Source organism: Kitasatospora sp. NPDC051164 (assembly GCF_044455625.1).
GTDB lineage: Bacteria > Actinomycetota > Actinomycetes > Streptomycetales > Streptomycetaceae > Kitasatospora.
In genome coordinates, this window is sequence record NZ_JBITFB010000066.1 from 1 (window position 1) to 16,256 (window position 16,256).

At 69.9% G+C, this 16,256-nt stretch carries 12 protein-coding genes and 2 pseudogenes; 3 read left to right on the top strand and 11 right to left on the bottom strand.

Going from position 1 to position 16,256, the window contains the following annotated elements; genetic code table 11:
* Window positions 1–43: 43 nt before the first annotated feature.
* From ACIBEC_RS45810 to ACIBEC_RS45830, 5 genes and pseudogenes are all read right to left on the bottom strand, one after another.
* Window positions 44–1,393 carry a nucleotidyl transferase AbiEii/AbiGii toxin family protein gene (locus tag ACIBEC_RS45810; protein WP_360503809.1) on the bottom strand — a complete coding sequence of 450 codons (1,350 nt, stop codon included), beginning with the start codon at window positions 1,391–1,393 and terminating at the stop codon, window positions 44–46.
* Window positions 1,390–2,118, bottom strand: a complete 729-nt coding sequence (locus tag ACIBEC_RS45815) for a hypothetical protein (RefSeq protein WP_360503807.1) — start codon at window positions 2,116–2,118, stop codon at window positions 1,390–1,392. The genes ACIBEC_RS45810 and ACIBEC_RS45815 overlap by 4 nt, the downstream gene beginning before the upstream one ends.
* A 101-nt stretch (window positions 2,119–2,219) precedes the next feature.
* Window positions 2,220–3,044 carry a polysaccharide deacetylase family protein gene (locus tag ACIBEC_RS45820; protein ID WP_360503805.1) on the bottom strand — a complete coding sequence of 275 codons (825 nt, stop codon included), beginning with the start codon at window positions 3,042–3,044 and terminating at the stop codon, window positions 2,220–2,222.
* Window positions 3,045–3,317: 273 nt separating this feature from the next.
* A pseudogene (locus tag ACIBEC_RS45825) lies at window positions 3,318–3,554 on the bottom strand (IS630 family transposase); the annotation flags it as partial.
* Window positions 3,532–3,969, bottom strand: a complete 438-nt coding sequence (locus ACIBEC_RS45830; protein WP_360503803.1) for a hypothetical protein — start codon at window positions 3,967–3,969, stop codon at window positions 3,532–3,534. The pseudogene ACIBEC_RS45825 and the gene ACIBEC_RS45830, both read right to left, overlap by 23 nt.
* Before the next feature lie 1,028 nt (window positions 3,970–4,997).
* Between ACIBEC_RS45830 and ACIBEC_RS45835 the strand changes: the two genes are divergently transcribed.
* A complete protein-coding gene (locus ACIBEC_RS45835) occupies window positions 4,998–5,777 on the top strand; it encodes a class I SAM-dependent methyltransferase (RefSeq protein ID WP_360503801.1) in 780 nt (259 codons plus the stop codon).
* 393 nt (window positions 5,778–6,170) lie between these two features.
* Here the strand turns inward: ACIBEC_RS45835 and ACIBEC_RS45840 are convergent, their stop codons facing one another.
* The 4 genes and pseudogenes from ACIBEC_RS45840 to ACIBEC_RS45855 all read right to left on the bottom strand — a co-directional run.
* Window positions 6,171–6,857: a response regulator transcription factor gene (locus ACIBEC_RS45840; protein WP_360503799.1), complete on the bottom strand. Its 687-nt coding sequence runs from the start codon at window positions 6,855–6,857 to the stop codon at window positions 6,171–6,173.
* Window positions 6,854–8,068: a histidine kinase gene (locus tag ACIBEC_RS45845; protein WP_360503798.1), complete on the bottom strand. Its 1,215-nt coding sequence runs from the start codon at window positions 8,066–8,068 to the stop codon at window positions 6,854–6,856. Before ACIBEC_RS45845 ends, ACIBEC_RS45840 begins: the two co-directional genes overlap by 4 nt.
* Window positions 8,069–8,175: 107 nt before the next feature.
* A complete protein-coding gene (locus ACIBEC_RS45850) occupies window positions 8,176–8,910 on the bottom strand; it encodes a group II intron maturase-specific domain-containing protein (protein ID WP_360503796.1) in 735 nt (244 codons plus the stop codon).
* Between the two features lie 13 nt (window positions 8,911–8,923).
* Window positions 8,924–9,271 (bottom strand): annotated as a pseudogene (locus ACIBEC_RS45855) (reverse transcriptase domain-containing protein); the annotation flags it as partial.
* Window positions 9,272–10,466: 1,195 nt separating this feature from the next.
* On the opposite strand from ACIBEC_RS45855, the gene ACIBEC_RS45860 reads away from it, so the two are divergent.
* Entirely contained in the window at window positions 10,467–11,054 is a 588-nt protein-coding gene (locus tag ACIBEC_RS45860) for a hypothetical protein (protein WP_360503794.1), read from the top strand.
* Window positions 11,051–11,722: a methyltransferase domain-containing protein gene (locus tag ACIBEC_RS45865; RefSeq protein WP_360503792.1), complete on the top strand. Its 672-nt coding sequence runs from the start codon at window positions 11,051–11,053 to the stop codon at window positions 11,720–11,722. The genes ACIBEC_RS45860 and ACIBEC_RS45865 overlap by 4 nt, the downstream gene beginning before the upstream one ends.
* Before the next feature lie 183 nt (window positions 11,723–11,905).
* Here ACIBEC_RS45865 and ACIBEC_RS45870 read toward each other — a convergent pair whose 3' ends face one another.
* Complete coding sequence (locus tag ACIBEC_RS45870; RefSeq protein ID WP_360503791.1) at window positions 11,906–15,010, bottom strand: BTAD domain-containing putative transcriptional regulator; 3,105 nt, start codon at window positions 15,008–15,010, stop codon at window positions 11,906–11,908.
* 319 nt (window positions 15,011–15,329) lie between these two features.
* On the bottom strand, window positions 15,330–15,995 hold the full coding sequence (locus ACIBEC_RS45875) for a hypothetical protein (protein WP_360503789.1): 666 nt from the start codon (window positions 15,993–15,995) through the stop codon (window positions 15,330–15,332).
* Window positions 15,996–16,256 lie beyond the last annotated feature (261 nt).

Consider the following 16,256-nt stretch of genomic DNA (forward strand, 5'->3'; position numbering starts at 1 on the left):
ATTGGTGCTGGTCATCAGGGGTGGAACTCCTACTCGGGCCCTCTCAGGCTAACCCGACAAAGCGGGATGTCTCACCCAAGGCTGACAGAGAGGGGCCGCCTTCGACATCCGAGGCATAGCGGGCGGCGGCCTCCGCCAGCTTGCGGGTCGTCCGCTCCGATGCGCCGCCGAGGTGGGCGGCGAGATGGTCGGTGATGGTGCGGCCGGCTCCGTCGAGGTCACCGCCGAGCAGTTCGCTGGTGACCACGAGGGAGTTGTCCACCGGCAGGTAGTGCTGGCGGATCCGCTGCTGGACCTCGTCCATTCCCTCGCGCGCCAACACCTCCCGCAGTTCCTCGGTCAGCGGGGCCAGCCACCGGGCGCGCAGCGCGTACTCGCCGAGGTCGGCGAAGGTGGCGTGGAGCCCGGCGAGCAGTTGCGCCGGGTACTCCTCGACGGGCTCGGCGAACCGCGGGTAGTCCTTGGCGAATTCGTCCCAGTCCACCTCGAGCCCGCTGATCTGCTGCGGGAGGACCGGCCGGCGTGACCAGTTCTCGTCGGACTGGGTGAAGACCTGGCGCAACAGGTCGTACGGCACCTCGGCGGTGCGCGAGAGCAGGATCGCGTCGTACAGGTCCTTGCCCTGCGGGTGGTTGTCCGAGACCAGCCACAGGACCTTCCACGCCAGCGAGAGCTGCGGCGTGGCTCCGAGCAGCGGGCCGGCGACGCCCGGCAGCCGGTAGGGCTGCGGCGGGACGGGTAGGTGCTCGGTGAAGACGAAGTCCAGCTGGACGGTCCCGCCCGGGACGCCCGGTGCCGTCCACGGCAGGACGAGCCTGCGCCCGGGAACCCTGCTGTACGTCCAGATCTCGTCGCTGACCGCCTGGTCGGCGTGCAGCCGGACCGTACCCGAGAGCCGTTCGGCACCGGCGGCAAGCTCATCGAGCATGCGGTCCGTGCGCTCGTCCTCCAGTTCCCACTCCACCGGGCTGACCACGAAGTCCAGGTCACCGGGCTCCCGCGCCTCCTCGCCGTACCAGGCCCTCAGCAGGACGCTGCCGCGCAGCACCAGGTGCTCGGCCCACGGTGACCCGGCGACGGCGGACAACGCGGTGTTCAGCGCCTCGCGCCGCGCCGCGAGCCAGCGTTCGGCGAGCTGCGGGTCGGCGAAGGCGGGTTCGCTGGGCCGAAGGGCCCGGCTGTACCCGGCGAGCGCGGGGTCGAAGACCGGCTGCTGGTTCACCGCCTCGTCGTCGATCGGGCGGATGATCCTGGGCAGGTCCAGGTCCTCGCGGACGTCCTCCGCCGGCGGCTGCCTAGGCAACAGGACGCCCTGCCACGGGCCGTACTTCAGTTCCTCCCACGCCACCGGCGACTGCGGCTGGGGCTGCTGTTGGGACTGGTCCTCGGTCATCTCGGGTCTCCCTCTCCGTACGGCCCGGCACTGTGCCCGTGCTCGGCTATCCACCCCGCGTCCAGGGTCTCGTCACTGTCCACGACGACGAACTCGCGTTCCACCGACATCACCTCGCGACCGTCGGCGGCAAGCTCCCCCAGCAGCGCCTCCAGCCGACGGCCCGCGGTGCCCAGGCCGACCAGGCGGCACCGCTGGGTCACGAACCACTCGCACCGGCCGTCCTCGCGCACCCGGCGCGGATTGCGCGACAGGTGGGCACCGTGCAACGCGACGAGCTCGGCGAGGCGGGCCGGGTCGGCGGCTGCGGAAACCGGCCTCGGAAGCAGCAGTTTGACGTGGTGCTCGAAGTACCGGTGGGCTCCGTGCGGCACGGCGTCCTCGTCCGAGGCCGGAACGCCCTCCGCCCACGGCGTGGCCTCGATCTTCGCCCGCAGGACGGTGAACCCGGCCCGGACCAAGCGGTCCGTGGTCCGGGAGGCCACCGAGGCGACCTCCTCCAGCGTGCCGCCGGCGCGCAAGGTCAGCATCGGCTGTGAGGGCACCGCGCCACGCGCCAGCAGAATGTGGGTGAACTTCAGGCCATGACCGTCGGCCCACGCGGCCAGCGCCTCAGCGGCACCGGGCCGCACGGTCAAGTGCACCTCGAAGTCACCCCGGACGTCGGGAGGAGCGGGCAGGACTGGCCGGTCGTCACGGCGCTGGTCAGGGCGGATGGCGAGCATGGGAGCATCCTGCCAAGCCCCTCTGACATCGGATCGCACACCCTGGTCTGCAGGGGCCGCTCCGGGTCATCGCCTCCCTGCGTCGCCCTGGCGGCGAGGTGTCACGGGGTGCTCTGGACCGGGAATCCTGTGGGGCGGCCCTGGGCCTTCAGCCAGCCGAGCACCTGGTCGAGGGCCTCGACGGTCTGCTGGCGGTCGCCGCCGCCGTCGTGGAACAGGATGGTCGGGCCGTTGCCGATCTCCTTCCTGACCGTGTCGACGATGGCGGCCGTACCGGGCTTCTCGAAGTCCTTCGAGTCGACGTTCCAACCGAGCGGACGCATGCCGTTCGCCGCGGCGATGCGCCGGCTGTCGGGGGTGAACGAGCCGCCGGGAGCCCGGTAGTACAGCACTTGGGCGCTGCCGCCCGCGGCCTGCTCGATCATCTTCTTCGCGTCCAGGATCTCCTTCTCCTGGTACGCGACGGGCTTCTTGTCCATGGAGGTGTCGTGATCCACGGTGTGGTCGCAGAGCCGATGACCGCCCGCGACGACCTGCTTGACCAGCTCGGGGTGGGCCTTGGCCTGCGGTCCGATCATGCAGAAGGTCGCCCTCACCCCGTACCGCTTGAGCACGTCGAGGACCTTCGGGGTCCAAGCGGGGTCGGGACCGTCATCGATGGTGATGTTGACGGCGTTGCCACCGGCCTCGGACGCGTGGGCTATGCCCTCCGGTACGGCCCCGGATCCCTGCTGTGCACCGCCGCCGCTGCTCGGGGCGGCGCCGTCCTGGCCGTCATGGCCGTGCGTGACGCTCCGGTTGGGGGCGGGGACCGACCCGGTGACCGTCGGAACAACCCAGGCGCTCGCCGCCACAACGACAACCGCGACGGCGACGGCCGCCCGCGACCGGTTGCCCAGCGTCCCCATGCGCGCCTTGAAATCCATCAACGACCACTCCCCCGAACGCACCTACCCGCTTCTGAGGTCGATGACGTCAGCCGGATCGGAGCGGGTTCCCCGGCCCGGCGCCCGTAGCAGGACAGTGACAACTTGATGTTTCGATCTCAGCGTCTTTGCGCCACACACCAGGGCTTCTCCGGTCCCTGCGGAGAATCGCCTCAACGGCGTAGGTCCGGTCACGGCACCGGACAAGTACAGGCTGGTGGTGCGATCAGCTCCCGCGGCTACCCCTCAGGAGTGACACGGAGCCGCCGAAGCCCGCCCAGGAGCTCGAAGTGGCGGGCAGGCCAGGCCCATCTCATCGAACCCGATGAATGACATCCCGCACGTCTCCTCGTCCGCCGGCACAAGCTGGGCGATCATCGGGACCCGATTCCCGCCGGCCGAGGCCAACCGCAGCATCGCCCGCCGATAGCGAACCGAGCCGGTACTGCCCCGCCGCACGATCCTCTGTAACCGGTGGCCCTCCTGGTCAGTCACCACTCCGCAGGTCACCCAAGCCCTCCTCGAAAGCCGGGAGGACGTACTGCTCTGTGCCACGCCCCGGCATCTCGAGCTTCTTGAGCTGTCCGCCGACGATGTGGGAAACCAGCGGCACGGGCAAGCCCTCCGGCCAGAGGCCGGTCCTCCTGCCCTCCGAGAGCACCCGGCGGAACGCGCCGGTGGATCCCCGAAGACTTCGGCCGTTCGCTTTCAACTCGCCGGCGGCGCACTCGCCTTCGCCTTCGACGACCTGGAGCAGGATCTGCTGCGCACGGGGCGGCAGGCGGTCGTAGTACGACCGTGCCCGCTCCGGGGTCCAACGGTCGTCGGGCACCGCAGTCACGACGGCGGCCGGCATGGCGGCGAGGGCGAGCAGCTTCTCGAGCGCCTCGGGGGTCGGATTCTCCACCGTGATCGTGATCTTCATGGCGGACACCCTTGCACCTCAGAGGCCTGAACACAAATAACCACAGCAAACATGCCAGAGACAAGGAAGGCACCTCGAGTGCTCCTTGTGTACCGATCTACGTGCTGCGCCCCATGAAGATTCAGAAGACGCCATACAGGGCCTGGTACCGATCGGCTGTCCCAGACGGATCATCAGCCCGCCCCGACGGAAGGGAATCCCCCATGGACGACGCGGCCGCCGACGCCTGCCTTGGGCTCCGCAGCCGCGTCGTGTGCGGGCCGGTCGGTTACCCCCGTATGACATTCTCCCGTGGATGGGTCCACGAGACCCGTCTCGTGTTTGCCGACACAGTTGCTGAAGATCGGCTCGGCGCTGCCGACGTCGAGATTGGCTCCGGCGGTCTGTGCCATGGACGCGGTCATGTTTTGGGCCCAGTCCTGGGCATCCTGGCGGGCCTTGACGGGGAGAGGATCGTTGGGACCGGGCGAGGACATGCGTCCTCCGACGTACACGCCCACCTCCGTGCATACCGTCCCTGCCGTCCCAACTCCTCCCCCGCCGTGGGCGGACTGCGGAGGATGCCGGGCAACATCCGACGCCCGGTCGGGTCGTGATCCGGTCCGGGGCGACGGGGGTCGGCGGCAGCTGATCGAGGGTGCGGAGCTCGCCGGGCCGGGAGCTGGTGGACGTTGCTTCCGGCCAGGAGCCCGGTGGACGTGCCTCCGGCCGGGTCCGTCCCCTGCGCGGACCCGGCCGGTAGCCCATAGGGCGGGTGCGGGACGGGAGCGTCGACCGGGTTTGGGCCCGGTGTGCACCTGTCCTGTGCCGTGGGGGTCGAGCCTAGGGAGGGGCGTCTTACCGATGGCTTACCGATTGCCTGCAGGCGGTGAGGCTTCGGTAACGACCGCGGGAGGAATTGAGTTCGGGTGTGCTGGCATTGACCTGGTGGTTGATCAGTGGAGAACCTGCGCACGCTGTTTCCAGGTCGGCGCCCCTGGGCGCGGTAGCCGGGATGGACGTGTTGACAGCGTGGCTAGGTTTGGATCATGAGCGAACGCGGGGCGGACGGCAGCGCAGGGGATGCGGACTACGGCAGGATAGGCGGCGGCTACGCCACCTACCGGCACCCGGACGCAAGGATCGAGCAGGTGATCACCGCCGCCTTGGGTGGGGCGCGCACGGTGGTCAACGTCGGGGCCGGGGCAGGGTCATACGAGTCCCCGACGCTGGAGGTGACGGCAGTCGAACCGTCGGCGACGATGCGCGCCCAGCGGCCCGCGCACCTGTCGCCCGCCGTCGATGGCGTCGCCGAGCACCTGCCGTTCGGCGACGATTCGTTCGACGCTGCGATGACCACCTTCAGCGTGCACCAGTGGAGCGACTACAAGGCCGGGATGCGCGAGATGCGCCGAGTGGCGCGGGGCCCTGCGGTCGTGCTGACCTGCGACCCCGATCTCGTGCGGGACTTCTGGCTGTACGAGTACGCGCCGGAGGTGTTGGACACCGAGGCGCGCCGCTATCCGGCGATCGCGGATTTGACCGAGGCCCTCGGTGGACGTACGACGGTGACCCTGGTGCCGATACCCGTCGACTGCACCGACGGCTTCAACGAGGCGTACTACGCGCGCCCCGAGATGCTGCTCGACCCCGGTGCCCGGCAGGCGTGCTCGGCGTGGAGCTTCGTCGACGAGCGGGCGCGCAAACGGTTCGCCGCGGATTTGCGGGGTGACCTGGACAGCGGAGCTTGGGACGCCCGGTTCGGCACTCTGCGGCAGCAACCTTTCTACGACGGTTCGTTGGTTGTGATCCGGTCCGTTCCGGCCTGATTCCTGCTCACAGCGCTCTCGGTCCTGGCCGAGTTCTTCGACGTGGACCGCTCCACCGTCTCCGGCGCGATCCGCCGGCTCCGTTCCCTACTCACAGCCCGGGGCTTCGCCGCGAACCGCGCGGCGCGTTTCTCAGGTCGGTTCGTTGAGACAGCGCGAACACGCCCGTGAGACAGCGATGAAGCACGTACAAGGCGCTGACCTTGCTGAAGGTTCTTCCTCGGTCCGATCCTCCTCGACCCCGGAAGCGGGCTACCACGCTCTCGACACCCGCACCGGTCCGTAACCTCCTGAACAACCTCGCCCCGAATCCCGCCGCGGCCAGGTGGGTGAGCGCGCGCATCTGGCGAACGCGGCGAACTCGGGGTCGGCGATCGTTCTTCTCACCCTGCCCTACCGTCTACCCGGCGTGAGTCCGTTCTCGTAGGCGATGATCGCCAGGTGGACGCGGTCCCGGGCCTCGAGCTTGGCGAACAGACGCGCGACATGGGTCTTCGCCGTCGCCGCGCTGATCACCAACCGCTCGGCTATCTCACCGTTCGACAGTCCCTGTCCGACCAGTGCCAGCACCTCGCGCTCCCGGTCGGTGATCCCCGCGATGAGACGTGAGTCCGCGGCGGGCTCGGTGGCCGGTGCGGGGGCCGCGGGGGTGGCGGAGGTTCCGGCGAAGTCGGCGATCAGCCGTCGGGTGACGCTCGGCGCGATCAACGCGTCGCCGGCCGCCACCACGCGGATCGCGTCCAGGATCGCGTCCAGGGCCATGCTCTTGAGCAGGAATCCGCTGGCGCCGGCGCGCAGCGCGCCGTAGACGTACTCGTCGTCGTCGAAGGTCGTCAGCACCAGCACCTTGGGCGGGTCCGGCTCGGCGGTCGCCTGCCTGGTCGCCTCGATCCCGTCCATGCCCGGCATCCGGATGTCCATCACCACGACGTCCGGCCGCAGCTCACGTACCAGGCGCACCGCCTCGCGGCCGTCGCCGGCCTCGCCGACCACCTCCAGGTCGTCGGTGCCGCCGATCAGGATCCCGAGCCCGACCAGCATCAGCGGCTGGTCATCGACCAGCAGTACTCGCACGCTCATGCCGGAAGCCTAGCCGTCACCCGGAATCCGCCCTCCGGACGCCGGCCGGCGCTGAACTGGCCGGACAGCAACGTCACTCGCTCGCGCATGCCGAGCAGGCCGAAGCCGCTCCCGCCGGCCGCCGTCGAGTGCCTGGGACGGCCGGGCCCGCCGGGACCGTCGTCTCCGTCGTCCACCACCTCGATCGTCACTCCTTCCGGCTCGTATCCGACCGCGACCCGGCACGTCCGCGCACCGGAGTGCCGCAGCACGTTCGTCACCGACTCCTGGATGATCCGGAACGCCGACAGTTCGATCTCCGGCGGCAGCGGACGCCGCTCGCCCCGCCAGGCCACGTGGACCTGCACCCCGGCGTCGGCCGTGCGTTCGGCGAGCCGCGGGACGTCGGCCAGGCTGCCGGCCGGCGCCAGCGGAGCGGCCCCCGGCATGGCGTCGTCCGGCTCGGCGCGGCGCAGCGCCCCGAGCATGCGCTGCAGCTCGAGCAGCGTCTGGCGGCCGGTGGACTCGATGCCGGTCAGCGCCTGCCGCGTCTGCTCGGGCTTGGTGTCCACGACCCGCGCCGCCGCTCCCGACAGCACCGTGATGATCCCGATGCTGTGCGCGACGCTGTCGTGCAGTTCGCGGGCGATCCGCAGCCGCTCGGCCATGACGGCGCGGGCCGCCCTCTGCTCGTGCAAGGCTCCGAGGTATTCACGGCGTTTGCGATACACCCCCCCGATAACCCACGCGACCGCGAGCCACAACGCGTAATGCCCGGCCCACCCGGCCGCGTCGCCGACGGAGCCCTCGGGGTTGACGTGGGTGAAGTTGACGAACGCGGTCGCGACGGCCGCGACGGAGCCGACTGCGGCAGCCTTCGGCCGCCGGACGGCGAGGTGCCCGCCCAAGGCGACGAGCAGGACGAACACGGTCAAAGGCCGCGCGCCGAAGATGTCGCTGAGGGCTGCTTCGCCCAGGATCGCCGCGAAGACTGCCGCCGGCAGACGATGCACCAGCAGAACCGGAAGGGCGAGCACGACGCACAGACCGGTCGTCTGGAAGGGCCCGAGGCCGGGAAACCAGAACGGGCCGTCGAAGTGCCTAGCCTCAGGGACCGGCATCGTAAAGCTGAGCATCAGCGCGTAAAAGCAGGCGGTGGCCAACACCACGGCCTGTGACCTCAGCCAGGTCACGCGCTTCGATGTCGGGAGACGCTGGAGAAGCTCTTCCATTGGTAGTCAGGGGCGCGGTGTCCTTGCGGACCCGTTTCCCCATTCCCCTTTCAATCCGTGCGTGCGGTTTTCCCGCACACGGCTTACCGATGATCTTCTTGACATGGTTACGCTGCCTTCGGATAGCGAATCGTGCCACGCAAACGGTGCAGGCCAAGCCCGTTAAACCACTCTTCCGTCCACACAGCGACCTGACCTGCTCTCAGGTTGCGACCCCGCTTCTTGATCATGAGCCTGCGAAGTCGCCACGTGACATAGCGGTCAAGCTGGATGAACTTCCGGGCAGCGTTCCCCGTTCGGAAGTAGGCGCCCCAGCCGCGCAGGATCGGATTCAACTCCGCAATCACGTCGCGGATATCAGTTCCCGTCCGACGGCGGTCGGTCCTGTCATGGACCTTCTCCCGGAGTCGCTTCATTGCCGCCTGCGAGGGCCAGCGATGCAGGTAGAAGCGCCGCTTGCGGTACTTCTCCCACATCCGGCCCGAGAAGCGGGCTCTGAAGTGGCAGCCGAGGAAGTCGAGTCCTTCCCGGCCCTCTCTGAGGTCAACCACCTTCGTCTTGTCCGGGTGCAGCTCCAGCCCCAGCGAGCCGAGAATCTCCCCGACCGCCGCCAAGGCCACCTTGGCGTTGCTCACCGATCGACACAGGACGACACCGTCATCCGCGTACCGCACCAGTTCGCCGACACCGCGCTCAGCGAGCTCGGTGTCCAGGACGTGCAGGTAGATGTTGGCCAGCAAGGGCGAGACCACCCCGCCTTGCGGAGTCCCGGCGACCGTCCGCCGCAACTCCCCATCCACCATCACACCCGCCTGGAGCCACAACCGCAGCAGTTTGAGCACCCTTCGGTCCGACACCCGACGCCCCCACCTCCGCGAGAAGCCGACCGTGGTCGATCTCGCCGAAGAAGTTCCGGATGTCGAACTCCACGACAACACAACGGCCCTCGATGAACCCCGTCCGAAGACGCTCCATCGCCTGCGTCGCCGACCGCTTCGGCCGGTATCCGTACGAAGACGGGGAGAACCCCGCCTCGAACACCGGCTCCAGGACGATCTTCGCCGCCTGCTGGGCCACTCTGTCGCGCACCGTGGGAATGCCCAGCGGCCGCTTGCCACCCTGTGGTTTCGGGATCTCCACGCGCCTGGCCGGCGCGGGACGGTACATTCCTGAGCGGAGAGCTTGTTGAAGTTCACCGAGCATCCGGCGAACCCCGTACTCCTTCTCCACGAACTCCAGGGTGACCCGATCCACCCCGGCGCTCCCTCTGTTGGCCCGGACTCGCTCCCATGCCTCCCACAGGACGTCACCCCTGTGGATACGGTCCTACAGAGCATGGAAACGCCGCTCCGGAGACTGCTTGGCCGCAGTCCATAGCGCGCGTTGAAGTTTTCGCACTTTCAGGACGGACACCCGCCCGTCCACTACGACGAGTGAATCCCCGTCGGGGTGGTTGACCAGACTCTCTCCGGTCATGCCCTCGCGCTTACCTCCGCCGCGAACGTGATCAAAGTTGGGGCCCTTCCCTCCCGGCGCGTTGTGTTGCACGCCGATCCGCGGTACTACGACCCCATCGGACTCCCGCTTCCCTCCGGACGACTTCACCATCGGCTTATACGTCCGGTCTCTTGCCCGACGAAAGGCGTGGTCAGACGGGTCTCTCCTGTTCCGGTCCAGACTGTGCACACGTGCCGCCCTCCGTACCCCGGGAGAACCCTGAGGGCTGACCCCGGAACAGGGCCCCCAAAACGTGGCCTTCGCCCTGATATGAGGGGCTCGGCTTCTCCGTTGTAGATCTGACGAGGCTGCAAGGTTCGCTTGATGCTACGGCCCGCGTGCTTGCTCCCCCCGAAGGGGCTTTGACATCCCGCTCAGCCCGCCGCGTCTCCACGACGAACCGGGACCTGCTACCGGGCACTCCGGTGCCTACCCGGACGGGACTTCCACCCGTGAGCCTGGACCAGCTTTCAGGACGCAACATACGGAGATCGTATTCAGCGGCTTCGGCTCCGCGCGTCGCCCCGGGGATGTACGCGGGGTACACCCCCGAGCCGACGGCCTGGGGAACGGTGACATCCACCAGCCGACGCGACGGATCACGCTCTGTTCGTAGGTTCGTGACCATGACGAACGCACCGATGATCGATCGTCGCGACACGACGAAGAAATGCGACGGCGGCCCGCCCGCGCCGGCCGGTGTGACCTTGTCCACGACGATGCGGATGATCCTGGGCCCGGACGCGCCCGATTCCGGCGCCCCTTTCGCCGATGGACGCCCCCAAACCAGGCTCTGCGACCCGCTCAAGCAGGTCTGGGCGCCAGCGGATGCCACCGCAACGAACCCGTCGCTCGAGCGCCCCGCACCTCACGTCCTGGCCGTAAGTAGCCTGGCATCACTGTGCTCTGGACCAGCGAGGTGCTGACCGCTTCCGGCGTGTCCGGCACCGTGCGCCGCCATATTGGCGGGTTCTCCCCGGGCATGAAGCAGGGCCCGGAATGTCGGACCACCAACACGATCGAGGCGCTCGGCAGCGCTGACCACGTGCGCTGGTCGGCGGTGCCGGACAGACCCGGTACCCGAAGCCCTCGACGTCTCGGCAGGGCCTTCGCCACCGCGGGCCTGATGATGATCCCGTGGGTTCTCTATCTGTCGATGTCTTTGCCGAAGAAGGCGATGGATAGTCACTGGGCCCTGGACTGGGTGGGTCTGGACAGTTGCGAGGCACTGGCCTTATTCGCCACCGGTCGATTCCTGAAGCGGGCGGATAACCGCTCCACGCTGACCGCCACAGCGGCCGCTGCGCTTTTTCTGACAGACGCCTGGTTCGACGTTACCGCGGCGACACCCGGGGGCGCGCTGGCTATCGCGATCGTGATGGCAGTATGCGCGGAAATTCCCATCGCCATCGTGTGCACCGTCTTGGCCTTGCGACTGATCCGCCACCCGTTCCCACAGTCCGAAACCACTGAACAGGAATCACTATGAACGCCAATATCAGTCGGATGCCGAACCGTACCTACCCGACACGCCACACCAAGATCGCGGCGGCGGCCGGTGTCGCTGCTTTGACGGCGGGAGCCTTGTGGTTCACCGATCAGGCACCCTACCCATACGCACAACGTCGACTACTCGACATTCAGCTTCCATTCCTGACCAAGACAGATTTGGACTCGATGCTCCAGCCGCGAGCAGGAGAACGCATCCTGGAACTGGGCCCTGGCACCGGCCTGCAAGCGTTGCACGTCGCACCGCAGTTGGGCCCGAACGGACGCCTGGACATCGTGGACATCCAACAGGAAATGCTGGACCACGTAATGACACAGGCAGGGAAGGGTGAAATCTCCACGATCCACCCACACCGCGCGGACGCTCGTGAACTGCCCTTCGAGGACCACAGCTTTGACGCGGTCTACGTGGTTACAGCTCTTGGCGAGATCCCTGAACCGGAGCGGGTGCTGAGCGCGGCGACACGCGTACTGAGGCCCAACGGGCGATTGGTGGTGGGCGAGTTCTTCGACCGGCACTGGATTTCGTTCGGCCGCCTGCACCGGATGGCCGACCAAAACGGCCTGCACTTCACTGCGCGTCGTGGGCCCAGCTTGGCGTATATGGCCCGATTCCGCCCGTGCGGACGCACGGCCACCAGAGGCTAGAACACCTGGTCGCTGCGTTCCTTGTTCTTGAGGCACGATTTCCGTTCCTGGTCAGGCTGTTCGTGGGAGTCTGGCCAGGGCGATGGCGTGGTTGACGTGCTGGTCGAGGAGTTTCAGGGCCCGTCGGGATTTCTCCCGAGGTCGTAAGGGCGTCCCCGCTGGTCGAGCCCGGGGTGGCGGCCGTCAGTTCTCGCGGGTCGGGGCGTCGGGGCCGGTGACAGACGTGTCGCTCAGGGCGCAGGCCTCGGCGAGCACGCGTGCGGCCGAGTCGGGCAGACCGGCCGCGTCGTAGGCACGGCCGAGGGCGCGGAGCGCTCCGGCGAGGAAGGAGCGCCAGCCCCGGGCACGCCACACCAGGACGGACTCCTCCAGGTGGGCGATGGCCGAGGCGTGCTCTCCGGCCGCCAGGTCCAGTTCGCCGAGGATGCCGAGGGCCTGGGCGAGGTGGTGTCCGAGGTCGAAGCGCCTGGCGATGGCCAGTCCGGCCTCGGCCGTCTGGCGGGCGCGGGCATCGCCGGTGGCCGCATACAGGGTGGCCAGGTAGAGCAGGGAGAACACCTCGACGTAGCGGTCGTCGAGGGAGCGGGCCATGGCGAGCGAGCGGGTGAGCAGTTCGCCGGCTCGTTCCGGCTGCCCGGCGCGGCCGTGGGCGGCTCCCAGGAACTGGATCGCGGTCGCCTCGAAGCGGGTGTTGCCGATCAGGCGGGCGAGCCGGAGTGTCTCGGTCAGGTGGTCGATCGTGCGGTCGAGGTCGGTCTCCCCGTAGGCGATCGCGATGATCTGGTGGGCCCGGGCCTGGACGCCCGGGTGGTCGTGGGTGGTGGCGAGGTCCAGGGCACGGCGGGCCGCGTCCAGGGCTTCCTGTTCGCGGCCTTGGGCCACCAGGCTCCAGGCGGCCAGGACCAGGGCGTCGGCCGTCCCGCCGGGTTCCCGTACCTGCTCGAAGAGACGCTGCAGGTGCCGCGCGCGGTCCTCCAGGGCGACCATCGTCTGGGCGCCGTCCGGCAGGTCGGCCGGGGTGTGGGTGCCGTCGGCCGGGGTGGTCCAGGTGGTCACCTCGATGAGGCCGCGGGTGAGCACGGCCGTGCCCAGGGTGTCGCCGGCCGCCCGGCAGGCCTGGAGGGCGGCCAGGTGCGTGGTGCGCCAGTCGTCGTACAGGCCGCGCACGTCGCAGTACTTCTCCTGGCAGGCGGCGAGGTCCCAGGCCAGGGGCACCATGCGCAGCGCGGCGGCCTGCCGGGCGCTCGCGTTCAGGGCCGGCTGTTCGGCGTCGAACCAGGCCGTCGGGTCGTCCAGCAGTGCTGCCGCGAGGGCGGACGGCAGCGGATGACGGGGCGCGTCGCCGTGGATCGGGGCGAAGCACGGGCCGGGCACCTGGTCGGCGGCCTGCTCGGCGAGCCAGAGCCAGGCGCCGAAGGCCCGTCGGAGCGCGGCGGTGCGTGCGGCGGGTTCGTCCGCGGCCTCGGCGTGTTCGCGGGCGTACAGCCGGACGAGGTCGTGGAAGCGGTAGCGCGGGTGCGGTTCCGTGCCGGTCTCCTGCAGGAGTTGGGCGTCGATCAGCTCTTCCAGCTGCCGCTCGGCCTGCTGCAGCGGGATGTCGGCCATCGCGGCCGCGGCCCACGGTGCGAAGTCGGGGGCGTCGAGCAGGCCGAGCAGCCGGAACGTGCGGCGGGTCGGCTCCGACAGCCGCGCGTAGCCGACGGCGAAGCCGGCCCGGACGGCCAGGTTTCCGGCCTCCAGTTCGTCGAGGCGTCGCCGTTCGTCGCGCAGCAGGTGGGCGAGCCGGGCCAGGGTCCAGCGGGGCCGGGCGGCCAGGCGGGCCCCGGCGATGCGGACCGCGAGCGGCATGCCGCCGCACAGCTCGACGATCTGGGCGGCGGCCACCGGTTCGGCGGCGACGCGGTGGTCTCCGAGGATGCGGCGCAGCAGGGTCTGCGCGTGGGGGGCGTCGAGTTCGTGGAGGTCGATGAGCTGGATGCCGGGCAGGGCCGTGAGCGGGGTGCGGCTGGTGACGAGGACGGCGGGGCGGGCAGCGCGGTGCCTGAGTGAACGGTGGGCAGGGTGGCCGGCCCGGAGGTCGGCAGCGTGGTCGGCAGGGTGCGCCGGTGTGCCCGGGAGCAGCGGGCCGATCTGCTGCTCGTCGGCGGCGTTGTCGAGGAGGACGAGCGTGCGGCGGTCGGCGAGCAGGGTGCGGTAGAGCGCGGAGCGCTCGTCGAGGGAGGCCGGGATCTCGCGGGGGTCGGCGCCGAGGGCCCTCAGGAAGGCGGCCAGGACGCGGGCGGGGTCGGCGGGCGACTCGTCCACCCCGCGCAGGTCCGCGTACAGCCGGCCGTCCGGGTAGTCGGCGGCGGCGCGGTGGGCGGCGCGGACGGCCAGCGCCGTCTTGCCGATGCCGCCCATGCCGGCGATCACCGGCACCCGGCCGGCCGCCAGGGCGTCCAGGACGAGCCGCACCTGATCGTCGCGGCCGGTGAAGTCGGTTACGTCTCGCGGTAGTTGGGAGGGCACCACGCGGGACCGCTCGGGGTCCGTACGAGCGCCGTCGCGGTCGTGGGCCAGCAGCGCCAGGAAGACGTTCTGCACCTGCTCGCCCGGCTCGATCCCGAGTTCCTCGGACAGGCGTCGGCGCAGCGACTGGAAGCGGCGCAGCGCCTCGGCCGCCCGTCCGTCCGCCGCCAGGAGCTCCAGCAAAGCCGCGTGCACGGGCTCGTCGTACGGATACTCCTCGGCGAGCGCCGTCACGGCGGGAACGGCGGCCCGGGCCGCTCCGGCTCCGGCGGCTCCCGCTGCTCCGGACGTTCCGGCGGCCAGGGCCGCCCGGGCCAGGGCCAGGACCGTGGCGCGCACCGCACCCTCCACGGACGTCACCAGTGGGTCGTCCCTGTTCACGCGCTCCAGCCCGGCCAGCACCGGGCCGCGCCGCAGATCGATCGCCGCGGCCGGGTCCCCGTCGGCGGCAAGCCCGCGGAACCGTCCGAGGTCCACCGCGCCCGGCCCGGTCACCAGCCGGTACCCCTGCGCGTCGGACTCCAGCGCCACCGCCTCGTCCCCGAACCGCCCGAGCCAGGTGCGCAGCCGCGACATCCCGGTGTGCACCGAGCCCCGGCCGATCCGGTCCGCCTGCTCCGCCCACACGAGTTCCAGCAGCCGCCCGACCGGCAGCCACTCCCCCTCCGCGAGCAGCAGGGCCCCCAGCAACCCGCGCAGGACGGTGGCCCTCGGCAGCGGCTGGGGCTCGGAGTCCACGGCGACCGTCAGAGGGCCCAGCACGCCGAACGTCATCGTCATCCGCTTCAGCCCCCAGAAGTCACGTCCGCGCCGGTCCCGGCTGTGCCGCCCGGTCGGGTGGGGACCGCGGCCGCGGCACGACCATGACACTAGTACGGGCACTGAGCGACGACGGCCACCGGCCCTGCACGGTGTCGTCCCGTCGGCGCTGTGGGCTCTCAGGATGGTCTCCCGGAGCGACTCCCCGGATGCCACCGGCACGTTCGGATCGCGTCGCGGCGGACCGCGTCGAGGTCGATGTGTCGACGGGGATGTGTCGAGGTGGATGTGTCGATCACTTGGCTCGACCGAAGTGGCGGCCGGCGCGGTTGTCGCGGCCTCAGCTGCTCTGCACCTGGTAGCCCAGCACACGGGCCTGCGTGGCGACGGTGTCGAAGTTCGCGGTGGCCGACAGCGCGGCAACCGTACGGCGGTCGAGCGGGGCGCCCTTCAGTACGGCCGCCACCGCTTCCCCGTCGACGGAGCGCTGGTGGTCGTCCTCGGCAAAGCCGGCGAACGCTCGCGCGCCGTCGGCTTCGGTGAGGAGTTCGAACAGCCAGTCGGCGCCGTCCGTCTCGCCGTCGGCGAATTCGACCGGTCCGCACTGCCACGAGGTGGAGCCGGTCTCGTACCAGGCGCACACGGTCGCGTCGAAGAAGTCGAGGAATTGGAACTCGGGCACCTGCGCGTAGTGCGCGAGCGAGGCGGGCAGGCCGTCGAGCAGGCCGGGCCAGTGCGCGCGGTCCTCCTCCCGCCACGGGGTGGCGTCGCTCTCGTGGTCGAACCCGTAGAGAAACACGCCGGCCGGGTCGAAGACGACCGCGTACTGGTCACCGGAGCCGTTCTCCATGAAGGCCAGCTCGACGCCCGGACGCCAGTCGTTCACGAAGGTATGGCTCGGGGCGAAGGGAGCGGAGACGATCGAGTCCAGCAGCGCCAACGCACGGCAGCGGGCCCGAAGTTCGCTGGGCGCGGGCAGGGACGCGACGAGTTCGTGAACGGTCATGCCGCACACTCAACAACACGCCTCTGACAGTCCGGCCGCCGGTCACGGCTGACCTGGGCCGACGAGAAGTTCGAAGGGTTCACCGTCCGGCCCCCGCAGACTGAGTTCGCGGGCCGGCCCGATCAATGCGCCTTGGTGGTTCCCAGGGCGGGCGGTTGGCGGAGGCGTACTGGTCCGCGACGGTGAACACGGCGACACGGCGCGGGCATTCGGCCTTGCCGAAGAGATGGGCGATCCCGTCAGCGCGTCGCTCCCACCCGT